This window comes from Xanthomonas sp. F4 (genome assembly GCF_011761895.1).
In genome coordinates this window covers 631,559-642,575 of record NZ_JAASQX010000001.1, presented here as the reverse complement: position 1 = coordinate 642,575, position 11,017 = coordinate 631,559, and the positions used below count along the sequence as shown (strand labels likewise).

Below are 11,017 nucleotides of genomic sequence, written 5' to 3'. Positions count from 1 at the left end.
GGACGGCAGCATGCTGTCCGGCGTGGAATCGCCGTCAAGCGATTTGATGAAAAAGTGGCAATTTTTTAAAAAAACAGGCCTTTCCGAAGCCGCGATCCATCCGCTTTTTGTGGGAGGGACTTCAGTCCCGACGGGCTTTACCGGTAGAGCCCGTCGGGACTGAAGTCCCTCCCACAGTGCAATCGCAACCGCCTGCACTCGCGGAAAATCCTGAATCCTGAATCCTGAATCCCGAATCCCGAATCCCGGCTTCTGGCGTCATCGTTCCTACATGCGCTGGACATGTTCGCTTCACCGCCGTGCGCGAGGCTTTGCCAAACCGGAGCCCCCGCATGCGCTACGCGATCGTCACCGAGACGTATCCCCCTGAGGTCAACGGCGTGGCGCTGACCGTGCAGGGGCTGGAACTGGGGCTGCGCGCGCGCGGCCATAGCGTCGATGTGGTGCGTCCGCGCCAGGCCAGCGATGCCGACCCGGCGGATCTGCGGCTGGTGCGCGGTGCGGCGCTGCCGCGCTACCCCGGACTGAAGTTCGGCCTGCCCGCGCCGCGGCGCCTGACCCGGCTGTGGCAGGCGGCGCCGCCGGATGCGGTGTACATCGCCACCGAAGGTCCGCTGGGCTGGTCGGCGCTGCGCAGCGCACGGCGCCTGGGCATCCCGATCGCCACCGGCTTCCACACCCGCTTCGACGAGTACCTGCCGCAGTACGGTGCGGCCTGGCTGCAGTCGACCGCGCTGCGCTGGATGCGGCGCTTCCACAACCAGGCCCAGGCGACCCTGGTGCCGACCCGCGAACTGCGCGACTTCCTGGCCACCCAGGGCTTCGAGCGGGTACGCCTGCTGGCGCGCGCGGTGGACAGCAAGCAGTTCGAGCCGCAGCGCCGCGATCCGCAGTTGCGCCAGCAGTGGGGGCTGCAGGACGACGATTGCGCGGTGCTGTACGTGGGCCGCATCGCCTCGGAGAAGAACCTGCCGCTGGCGGTGCGCGCGTTCCGCCAGTTGCAGCAGCTGCGCCCGCGCGCACGCTTCGTCTGGGTCGGCGACGGCCCGCTGCGCGAGCGCCTGGCGCAGGAGAATCCCGACTTCATTTTCTGCGGCGTGCAGCGCGGCGATGCGCTGGCGCGGCATTTCGCCAGCGGCGACCTGTTCCTGTTCCCCAGCCGCAGCGAGACCTTCGGCAACGTGACCCTGGAGGCGATGGCCAGCGGCCTGGCCACGGTCGCCTTCGACTACGGCGCGGCGCGCGAGTACCTGCGCGACGGCAGCAACGGCGCAGCGGTGGCCGACGACGACGCCTTCATCGCCGCCGCCCTGCGCCTGGGCAGCGACGAGACGCTGCGCCGGCGCCTGGGCGCGGCCGCCTGCGCGTCGATGCAGCAACTGCGCCCGGAGCGGGTGGTGGCCGATTTCGATGCCCTGCTCAACCAACTGGCGCAGACCCGGAGGACGCATGTCGACGCGGCTTGAGATCCTGCGCGGGCACGAGACCCGCTGGTGCCGGCGCGCCAACCACTGGTGCCGGCGGCGTTCGGTGCGGCGCTTCTTCTCGGTGATCAGTCGACTGGGCGACGGCGTGTTCTGGTATGCGCTGATGACCCTGCTGGTGCTGTGCGACGGCATGGACGGCGTGTTCGCCTCCGCGCACATGGCCGCCACCGGCGTGGTCGCGCTGAGCCTGTACAAGGGCCTGAAGCGCTGGACCCGGCGCCCGCGCCCGTATGCCGCCGACCTGCGCATCCGTGCCTGGGTGGCGCCGCTGGACGAATTCAGCTTCCCCTCCGGCCACACCCTGCACGCGGTGTCCTTCGGCATCGTCGCCCTCGCCTACTACCCGTGGCTGGCGCCGCTGCTGGTGCCGTTCATCGCCTGCGTGGCGCTGTCGCGGGTGGTGCTGGGCCTGCACTACCCCAGCGACGTACTCGCCGCCACCGGCATCGGCGCGCTGCTGGCGGGCGTGTCGTTGTGGTTGATCTGATGAGGAGCCGGGATTCGGGAGTGGAGATTCGGGATGGCGTTCGGCCATCTCCGCGATCAGTGTAGGAGCGGCGACGCCTGCGCTCGCGGCTGCCATCCAATCCCGAATCCCCAATCCCCAATCCCGGCCGTACTACAATGGCCGAATGACCACGCTGTTCATCTCCGACCTGCATCTGGATCCGGCACGGCCGGCGATCACCGCGCTGTTTCTCGACTTCCTGCGCGGCGAGGCGCGCCGGGCCGAGGCGCTGTACATCCTCGGCGACCTGTTCGAGGCCTGGATCGGCGACGACACGCCGTCCGAGGCGGCCGATGCGGTGGCGCTGGAGCTGCACGCGCTGCACGCGGCCGGGGTGCCGGTGTTCTTCATGCACGGCAACCGCGACTTCCTGCTCGGCGCCGACTACGCGCAGCGCGCCGGCCTGCGCCTGCTGCCCGATCCCTGCGTGATCGATCTGTACGGCGAGCCGACCCTGCTGCTGCACGGCGACCTGCTGTGCACCGACGACACCGCCTACCAGGCGTTCCGCGCGCAGACCCGCGATCCGGCCTTCCAGCAGCAGTTCCTGGCGCAGCCGCTGGCCGCGCGCATCGCCTACGCGCAGCAGGCGCGTGCCGCCAGCCAGGCGCGCCAGGCCGACCTGAAACAGGGCGACCGCACGCAGTTCGAGACCGTCACCGACGTGGCCCCGGCCGAGGTCGCCGCCACCTTCGCCCGCTATGGCGTGGCGCGGATGATCCATGGCCACACCCATCGGCCGGCGGTGCATGCGCTGGACGTGGAGGGTCGTGCCTGCACCCGCATCGTGCTCGGCGACTGGTACGAACAGGGCTCGGTGCTGCGCGTGGATGCGCAGGGCTGCCGACTGCAACAGCTCTAGTACACGTGTCCGGCGCGGCCGCGCGCAGCCCGGCGACGCGCACAAGACCCGCCGCTCAGGGCAAGCCGCCACCGGTTTGCTGCTGCCGCCATTGCGCGTAATCGACGAAGTCGCCATCGACCACGTCGTACCAGCGGATCGCGCCGGAACGCTCGACGCGGAAACGGTCGCGGACCGGCTCGGTCTGTGGATCGCCCGGGCAACCGTCGCCGTGCTTCTCGCGCACCGCGATCTCGATCGCCGCCGGCGCGGAGGCCTTGGGTGCGGCCGGTGCAGAGGCTGTCGCGGAGGCCGCCTCGTCCTGCTCGTCCTCGATGGCATAGCCCAGGCACGGCAGGTCGGGATAGGCGTGATCGGCCGCCAGGCGCGCCTGCAGCAGATCCATTGCGCGGTTTTCGTCGAAGGTGTCGGCCGGCGGGGTCGCCCGCGGCGGGTCGGTCTTGGCCGTCGGCGACGGGCTATCGGCCTGCCGATCGGGGGCGGGGCCGCAGCCCGCGCTCAGCATCGCCAGCAGCAGTGTGGCCGGCAGTCGCATGCGCTTGAACATCGTCGATCCCAGGAAGTCGGTCGGCACCGGCCGCGCCGGCGCCACTTCCCAGCATAGCGGAAGCGCACGCCACCGCGCCCGCTCCGCTCGTCTCCGTCACGCGTGGCGCAGGCGTGCGGCCTGCGCCACGCGCACGCCGGCTCAGCGGAACCCGGCCACCGTCGCCTTGGTGTTGACCAGCACGCGCTGGTTGTCGGCGGTGCTGGCGTTGCCCATCGGCACGCCGTTGTAGGACACGTTCGGGTTGGACCAGTAGTTCAGCCGCGGGCAACTGCTGGTGCAGTTGTAGGCCATGATCGTGCGCCAGCTGTTGCCGTAGCGATAACCGTGGCCATAGGCGTACGGCGAGGTGCTGGAGTCGGTGGCCACATCGTGGCGCGCGCTCTGCAGGTGGCCGATCTCGTGGGCGAAGCTGTAGTAGCCGGTGGCGCAATCCCAGTACACCGCCGCGAACGCGGTGGCGGCGGTGGAACCGATGCCCGAGGCGAGGCCGCAATAGGCGGAATTGTCGATGATCAGCACGCCGACGTCGGCCGCGGTGCTGTTGCGCGAGGTATGGATACTGTCCATGTAGCCGTCGCTGGTACCGCGGAAGCGGGTCAGGTCGGTGTTGAAGTCGCCGGACTCGGTGTAGTTGGTGGTCTCGTAGCCGGCCAGTTGCATGGTGATGCCGACGTTGCTGTTGGTGTAGCCCTGGTTGGACTCGGCCACCGCCAGTTGCACCAGCGACTGCATGTTGCCGCCGTAGCTGGTCACCGCCTTGTTGGTCGCCACCACCAGCACCCGGATGGTCGCGGGCGAACCGGACGAGGCGCCGGCGGCGGTCATGCGCTCGTCGATCACCGACTGCGGCATCTGCACGGTCGGCAGCAGGGCGTAGTCGGCCGGATGCTCGGCCGGCATGCGGCGTTCGTCGACTTCCACCAGCACATGGCCGCCGCCGGCGATCGGACGCAGGTGGAACAGCGTGCCGTTGCTGCGGATGCTGCCGGTGATGGTGTCGCCGCTGCGCACCAGGATCGCCGAGTTCAGCGGATCCAGGCCGGAGAGCGCGCGAGTCCGGGCCACCGCGGCATTGCCGAGGTTGCCGTACCAGATGCTGTTGCCGCCTTCCAACTGCTCGGTCTTCAACTGCGTGGCGGTGATGCGCTGGCCCAGCAGGTCCAGCTCGAGTTGCTTCTGCCCGGCGGTGACCGCGGCGGCGTTCACGCCAACGCGCTGCACCGCGCCGGTGGCGGGATTGGCCAGCAGGCGGCTCAGCGCCGGCTCGCCGGCGATGGACTTGGACACGTACTGGCTGCTCTGGAACAGGGGCGTTCCGGCCGCGGAGGCGGAACCGGCGACACACAGGGCAAGCATCGCGGTAAGGCTGCACATCGACTTCATGTCGGACTCCTGGGTGGTGAGTAGGGACGAACGTCGCCCCGCGCGCGGCCGGAACGGGGAAGGCCGCGCGGGGGAGTTCGATTAGCCGCTCAGCCACCGTTCAGCGCAAGCAACAAATGCGGTCCAGGCATCAGTCGGAGATAGGCATCACGAAATCCACGCGACGCCCCTGGAATGTCGCCCACGTCGGCGCCTCGTTGCAGCACACGCCACGCCCTGTCGGCGGCGGCGCCTCAGCCGGCCTGTTGCTGCAGGGCCTGCAATTCGTCCTCGTCGAACCCGGCCAGCAGGCGCGCCTGCAGGTTGAACGGACCATGCAGGTAGCCGCCGGCGTATTCGCGCAGCAGGGCCGCGAAGCGGGCGCGCGGCTCGATCCCGGCCTGTGCGCAATACCAGCGATACCAGCGCGAGCCGGCGGCCACGTGCGCCACTTCCTCGCGCAGGATGATCTCTAGGATGTCGGCGGTGGCGTCGTCGTCGAGCGCGCGCAGCTTGGCGATCATGCCCGGGGTCACGTCCAGGCCGCGCGCCTCCAGCACCCGCGGCACCAGCGCCATCCGTGCCAGGCCGTCGTGCGCGGTCTTCTCGCACATCTCCCACAGGCCGTTGTGCGCGGCGAAATCGCCGTAGGCGTGGCCCAGCGCGCGCAGGCGGTCGCGCAGCAGCACGAAATGGCGCGACTCGTCGTCCGCCACCGCCACCCAGTCGGCATAGAACGCCGGCGGCAGGCCGCGGAAGCGGTAGACCGCGTCCCAGGCCAGATCGATGGCGTTGAGTTCGATGTGGGCGATGGCATGGATGAAGGCGGCGCGGCCTTCGGCGCTGCCGAGGCCGCGGCGCGGCAGCTCGCGCGGATGCACCAGCCGCGGCCGCGGCGGCCGCCCGGGCATGCGGATCGGCTCGGGCGCCGGCGCCTCGGTCGGCATCGCCAAGTCGCCATGACGCCAGGCCGCGGCATGGCGCTGGGTCAGCGCGACCTTCTCGTCGGGGTCGCCCGCGTCCAGGCAGGCGCGCGCGGCCTGGTACAGGTCGCCGTTCACGGCGCCGCCGGCGGTTGCGCGGCCGCGGTCACCAGCGGCGCGCGACAGCCGCCGCACAACGCGGCCAGGCCCGCCAGCGCGCGCATGCGTCGCGCCCGGGCGCGGCCGCCGCGGGGCTCAGGCACGGCGCTTGCGCTTGGCCTCGTCCGAGCGCAACTGCATGATCCGCTCGAAATAGCCGGGCTCGATGCCGGTGGTGTACTGGCCGTTGAAGCACGAGGAGTCGAACGCCTTCAGTTCCGGATTGCCCTCGCGCACCGCGGTCTCCAGGTCTTCCAGGTCCTGGTAGATCAGCCAGTCGCAGCCGAGGAATTCCTGGATCTCCTGCTCGCTGCGGCCATGCGCCACCAGTTCGTCGGCGGCCGGCATGTCGATGCCGTAGATATTGGGATAGCGCACCGGCGGCGCCGCGCTGGCCAGGTACACCTTGCGCGCGCCGGCGTCGCGCGCCATCTGCACGATCTGCCGGCTGGTGGTGCCGCGCACGATCGAATCGTCGACCAGCAGCACCACCCGGTTGCGGAATTCCAGGTGGATCGGGTTGAGCTTGCGGCGTACCGACTTCACCCGCTCGCCCTGCCCCGGCATGATGAAGGTGCGGCCGATGTAGCGGTTCTTGACGAAGCCCTCGCGGTACTTCACCCCGAGCACGTTGGACATCTCCAAGGCGGCGTCGCGCGAGGTGTCCGGGATCGGGATGATGGTGTCGATGTCGTGGTCCGGGCGCAGGCGCAGGATCTTCTCGCCCAGCTTCATGCCCATGCGCATGCGCGCCTTGTGCACCGAGACGTTGTCGATCATCGAGTCCGGGCGCGCGAAGTACACGTACTCGAAGATGCACGGGGTGTGGTCGGTCGGCGAGGCGCAGACCTCGGAGAACAGCTCGCCGCGGCCGGTGATGACCAGCGCTTCGCCGGGGCGCACGTCGCGCACGCGGGTGAAGCCGAGGATGTCCAGCGCCGAGGACTCGGAGGCGACGATGTACTCGTCGCCCTCCACGCTCTCGCGCTTGCCCAGCACCAGCGGGCGGATGCCGTGCGGATCGCGGAACGCGACCAGGCCCAGGCCCAGCACCACGCTGACCACCGCGTAGCCGCCCTTGCAACGGCGGTGCACGCCGGCCACGGCGCGGATCGCCGCCTCCGGGGTCAGCATGCGCTGCGCGTCCAGCTCGTAGGCGAACACGTTCAGCAGCACTTCGCTGTCCGAATCGGTGTTGATGTTGCGGCGGTCGGCCTCGAACACCTGCTGCCGCAAGGACTCGGTATTGACCAGATTGCCGTTGTGGGCCAGTGCGATGCCGTACGGCGAATTCACGTAGAACGGCTGCGCCTCGTCCATGCCTTCCGAGCCGGCGGTCGGATAGCGGCAATGGGCGATGCCGACGCGGCCTTCCAGCACCGCCATGCGCTTCTCGTCGAAGACGTCGCGGACCAGGCCGTTGGCCTTCTGCACGCGCAGGCGGGTGCCGTCGGCGGTGGCGATGCCCGCCGCGTCCTGGCCGCGATGCTGCAGCACGGCCAGGCCGTCATAGAGTTGCCCGGCCACGTTCTGGGTGCCGACGATTCCGACGATGCCACACATGTCAACGCTCTCCGCGGCGGGGACGCCGCTATTGGGAAGGTGGCCGTGCCTGGCCGTTGGGTTCGACCCGTGCCGGGTCGGATTGCGCCGGACGCGCCTGCGCCGGATCGATGTTCGCGGGCATCAGTTGCGACGGATCGCTCCCGGGCTGCGCGGACCGCACCCCGGGACGTCCCAGGGCCTTGGACATCATCTCCTGCAGCCCACTGGCCTGCAGGGCGTTGCCCAGCGCGGCATTATCGCCTGCCGCGGGCAAGTTGCCCAAATCCATCTGCGACACGTTCAGTTGCGGCATCTGCGACAGGTTCAACTGCGGCATCTGCGGCATGCGCCAGTCCGGCATCTGCGCGCGCATCCAGCCCACGCCGGGGCTGAGCACCGGCAGCACCATCGAATGCCGCCAGTCCGGCTCGCGGGTCAGCGGGGTGAAGCTCATCAGGAACGCCAGCACCGCGGCGAAGAAGCCGCCGCGCGCCGCGCCCAGGCCGAAGCCGAGGGCGCGGTCGGTGCCCGACAGCGCGGTCGAGCGCACCGCGGTGCGGATCACCATGCCGGTGATGCCGACCACCGCCATCACCGTCACGAAGGTCAGCGCGTAGCCGCCCAGGTAGTAGCTCATGCTCGGCCGTGAGCCGTTGGCCAACCACTGCCCGGCGTTGCCGCCGAACTGGAACGTGGCCCAGCCGGCCAGGAACCAGGACAGCGTGCCGACCACGATGCCGACGAACCCACGCAGGGCCCCGAGCAGGGCCGAGACCAGGATCACCGTCAACAGCACCATGTCGATCATGCGCGCCTCCCGCGGCCGAGCCGCTGCATCGCGCCGATCGCGCGTCGCGCCTGCCTTCCCTGGACCATCGTGCTACTCCATGGGCCGGGGCCCGATCAAGGATGTGGACGTACCATACCGCTGATGCCGACCTTGGCCGCCACCTGGGCGCGCAACTGCTCGGCATCGGCGCGGTTGGCGACCGGCCCGACCCGCACCCGGTTCAGCGCGCCCTTGTCGGTGCGCACCTGTTCGACGAAGGCGCTGAAGCCGGCCGCGCGCACCTTGTCGCGCAGGGCATTGGCGTCCTCGGCCTTGCCGAACGCACCCAGTTGCACGGCGAAGCCGGTACCGGAAGCGGCCGGCGCAGCCGGCACGCTCGGCGCCGGCTTGGCGGCCGCCGTGGTGGCCGGCGTGGCCGCAGGCTTGGTGGGTTCGGGCTTGGTCACGGCCGGCTTGGGCGGTTCCGGCTTGGGCGCCGGCGGCGTCGCCGGCTTGGCGGTGGCGACCGGCTTGGCCGGCTCCGGCGGCAGCGCCTCGGTCTTGGCCGGGGCGGCGGGCGCGGCGGCGGCGACATGGCTGCCGGCGGCCGGCGTAGCGCTGGTCGGGGTCGCGTTGCTCGGCGCCGCGTCCAGGGTCACCACCTGTGCGTTGACGTCGTTGCGGACCTTGACCGCCTGCAGACGCACGGATTCGGCCTGGGCGCGATCGGCATACGGCCCGATCCGCACCCGCCAGGCCTGGCGCCCGCCGATGGTGGCCTGCTCGCGGAAGCCCGGCAACTGCGCCTGCTTGAGCCGCGCGATCACCGCATCGGCATCGGCGGCGGTGGCGTAGGCGCCGAAGTTCACCGCGTAGTTGCCGGCGGCCACGCTCGGCGGCAACGGCTGCGCGGCGCTGCCGGCGGCCGGATCGGCCAGGTCGGCGGCATCGGGATTGTTCTGGACCGGCGCCGGCGCGGCGGCGGCCGCGGGCGTGGCACCCGGCGACTTGGCCATGCCCACCGCCCCACCGCTGGGTGCATCGCCCGGGGTCACCAGCGGCAACTCTCGGGTCTGGAACTGGCCATCGGCCGGCGCCTCGGGCGCCTTCAACGGCACATTGGCCACGCCGCTGTCGGGCGCAGGCCCCTTCACCAGCATCGGCAGGAAGATCACGGCGAGCGCTACCAGGACGAGGGCGCCAATCAATCGCTGTTTCAGGACGGTATCCACGGAAAGGGTGAGGGGGCGGCGTGGCGGAGTGCCGTGCCGATTATAAGGTCGGCCCGCGCGAGGGCGGGATCAGCCGGCTGAATGCAGCCAGTGCAGGGCCTCGGCGGCGGTATGGAACGAGCCGAACACCAGCACGCGGTCGCCCGGCCGCGCCTGTGCCAGCACCGATTGCAGCGCCTGCGCCACGCTCTCGGCAACGCTGGCTTCGGCGGCGGCCGTGGCCGCCAACCGCGCGCGCAACTGCGCACTGCTCTGGCCGCGGCTGCCGCTCAAACCGGCCAGGTGCCAGGCATCGACCTGCGCGGCCAGCGCCTCCACCACGCCGGCGGCGTCCTTGTCGACCAGCGCCGCGAACACCGCGCAGGTGCGGCCGGCGACCGGCTGCGCCTGCAGCGCGGCGGCCAGCTCGCGCGCCGCCTGCGGGTTGTGGCCGACGTCGACCAGCACCTCCACGCCATCGCGCACGCACGGCTGCAGCCGTCCGCGCAGGCGGGCGGCGGCGATACCCTCGGCGTAGGCGTTGCGCGGCAGCGACCGGCGCAACGCGCGCAGGGCGGCGATAGCAGTGGCGGCGTTGGCGCGCTGCACCGGCGCGCGCAACTGCGGCAACGGCAGCTGCAGTTCGGTGCCGACGTCGCGCCAGCGCCAGCGTTCGGCGTCGATCGGCTCGTGGAAGAAGTCGCTGCCGGCGCGGATCGCGTTGGCGCCGATCGCGTAGGCGCGGCGCAGCACGCTGGAGGGCGGATCGATCTCGCCCAGCACCAGCGGCTTCCACGGCCGCGCGATGCCGGCCTTCTCCGTGCCGATCGCTTCGCGGTCGCTGCCGAGCCAGTCGGTGTGGTCGATGTCCACGGTGGTGATGACCGCCACGTCGGCGTCGACCAGGTTCACCGCGTCGAGCCGGCCGCCGAGGCCGACCTCCAGCACCGCCAACCCCAGCTTGGCCTGCTGGAACAGCCACAGCGCCGCCAGCGTGCCGTACTCGAAGTAGGTCAGCGCGGTCTCGCCGCGCGCGGCCTCCACTGCCGCAAAGGCAGTCATCAGGTCGGCATCACTGGCCTCTTCGCCCTCGATGCGCACGCGCTCGTTGTAGCGCAGCAGGTGCGGCGAGGTGTAGCTGCCCACGCGCCAGCCGGCGGCACGCGCGATCGCCTCGATGAAGGCGACGGTCGAACCCTTGCCGTTGGTGCCGCCGACGGTGATGACGTGCTTGGCCGGCCGGGTCAGGCGCATGCGCGCGGCGACCGCGCGCACCCGCTCCAGGCCCATGGCGATGTCCTGGGGATGTTGGCGCTCGATGTAGGCGAGCCATTCGGAGAGGGTGTTCATGGAGGCGATTGAACTCGACTGATGCGGCGACAGCACGCGTACCGAAGCCGCACTGCACTTTGCTGTTGTTAGGCGTCGGCGGTTGCTTGGCTTTGGCTTGGCTTTGGCTTGGCTTTGGCTTGGCTTTGGCTTGGCTTTGGCTTTGGCTTTGCTTTGGCTTTTGCGGTTGATGTTGCTTTAGCTGTTCCGGATCCCGTGAGGCACGGCAAGCAGGCCGGACGAAAACCCCGCAGGGGCGGCGCGCAGGACGCGCGCCGTTTTTCGACGGCACATGGATGTGCCGCCGAAAAA

The 11,017-nt window shown here is 70.5% G+C and carries 10 protein-coding genes; 3 read left to right on the top strand and 7 right to left on the bottom strand.

Going from position 1 to position 11,017, the window contains the following annotated elements:
• The first annotated feature begins 332 nt into the window (after positions 1-332).
• The 3 genes from FHR66_RS02910 to lpxH all read left to right on the top strand — a co-directional run bounded on the left by FHR66_RS02910 (position 333) and on the right by lpxH (position 2,857).
• A complete protein-coding gene (locus FHR66_RS02910) occupies positions 333-1,466 on the top strand; it encodes a glycosyltransferase family 4 protein (RefSeq protein WP_160966163.1) in 1,134 nt (377 codons plus the stop codon).
• Positions 1,450-1,974 (top strand): phosphatase PAP2 family protein, encoded by a 525-nt coding sequence (locus FHR66_RS02905; RefSeq protein WP_160959345.1) that lies wholly within the window; start codon positions 1,450-1,452, stop codon positions 1,972-1,974. The genes FHR66_RS02910 and FHR66_RS02905 overlap by 17 nt, the downstream gene beginning before the upstream one ends.
• 145 nt (positions 1,975-2,119) lie before the next feature.
• Positions 2,120-2,857, top strand: coding sequence for a UDP-2,3-diacylglucosamine diphosphatase (gene lpxH / locus FHR66_RS02900; protein ID WP_160966161.1), 738 nt, complete (start codon positions 2,120-2,122; stop codon positions 2,855-2,857).
• Positions 2,858-2,912: 55 nt separating this feature from the next.
• On the opposite strand, the gene FHR66_RS02895 is transcribed toward lpxH, so the two are convergent.
• The 7 genes from FHR66_RS02895 to folC all read right to left on the bottom strand — a co-directional run bounded on the left by FHR66_RS02895 (position 2,913) and on the right by folC (position 10,735).
• On the bottom strand, positions 2,913-3,404 hold the full coding sequence (locus tag FHR66_RS02895) for a hypothetical protein (RefSeq protein WP_160966159.1): 492 nt from the start codon (positions 3,402-3,404) through the stop codon (positions 2,913-2,915).
• Positions 3,405-3,545: 141 nt separating this feature from the next.
• Entirely contained in the window at positions 3,546-4,790 is a 1,245-nt protein-coding gene (locus tag FHR66_RS02890; protein ID WP_160966157.1) for a zinc-dependent metalloprotease, read from the bottom strand.
• A gap of 233 nt (positions 4,791-5,023) precedes the next feature.
• Complete coding sequence (locus tag FHR66_RS02885; RefSeq protein WP_160966155.1) at positions 5,024-5,830, bottom strand: DUF455 family protein; 807 nt, start codon at positions 5,828-5,830, stop codon at positions 5,024-5,026.
• 117 nt (positions 5,831-5,947) lie between these two features.
• Complete coding sequence (purF, locus tag FHR66_RS02880; protein ID WP_160966153.1) at positions 5,948-7,414, bottom strand: amidophosphoribosyltransferase; 1,467 nt, start codon at positions 7,412-7,414, stop codon at positions 5,948-5,950.
• Positions 7,415-7,442: 28 nt separating this feature from the next.
• Positions 7,443-8,204: a CvpA family protein gene (locus FHR66_RS02875; protein WP_160966151.1), complete on the bottom strand. Its 762-nt coding sequence runs from the start codon at positions 8,202-8,204 to the stop codon at positions 7,443-7,445.
• 95 nt (positions 8,205-8,299) lie between these two features.
• Positions 8,300-9,397, bottom strand: coding sequence for an SPOR domain-containing protein (locus tag FHR66_RS02870; protein WP_160966149.1), 1,098 nt, complete (start codon positions 9,395-9,397; stop codon positions 8,300-8,302).
• A gap of 69 nt (positions 9,398-9,466) precedes the next feature.
• Positions 9,467-10,735 (bottom strand): bifunctional tetrahydrofolate synthase/dihydrofolate synthase, encoded by a 1,269-nt coding sequence (gene folC, locus FHR66_RS02865; RefSeq protein ID WP_160966321.1) that lies wholly within the window; start codon positions 10,733-10,735, stop codon positions 9,467-9,469.
• Positions 10,736-11,017: the final 282 nt, after the last annotated feature.

Bases quoted from the DNA above. Each gene is read 5' to 3' on its own strand.
- FHR66_RS02910 (WP_160966163.1), top strand. From the start codon at position 333: ATGCGCTACGCGATCGTCACCGAGACGTATCCCCCTGAGGTCAACGGC.
- FHR66_RS02905 (WP_160959345.1), top strand. From the start codon at position 1,450: ATGTCGACGCGGCTTGAGATCCTGCGCGGGCACGAGACCCGCTGGTGC.
- lpxH (WP_160966161.1), top strand. From the start codon at position 2,120: ATGACCACGCTGTTCATCTCCGACCTGCATCTGGATCCGGCACGGCCG.
- FHR66_RS02895 (WP_160966159.1), bottom strand. From the start codon at position 3,404: ATGTTCAAGCGCATGCGACTGCCGGCCACACTGCTGCTGGCGATGCTG.
- FHR66_RS02890 (WP_160966157.1), bottom strand. From the start codon at position 4,790: ATGAAGTCGATGTGCAGCCTTACCGCGATGCTTGCCCTGTGTGTCGCC.
- purF (WP_160966153.1), bottom strand. From the start codon at position 7,414: ATGTGTGGCATCGTCGGAATCGTCGGCACCCAGAACGTGGCCGGGCAA.
- FHR66_RS02875 (WP_160966151.1), bottom strand. From the start codon at position 8,204: ATGATCGACATGGTGCTGTTGACGGTGATCCTGGTCTCGGCCCTGCTC.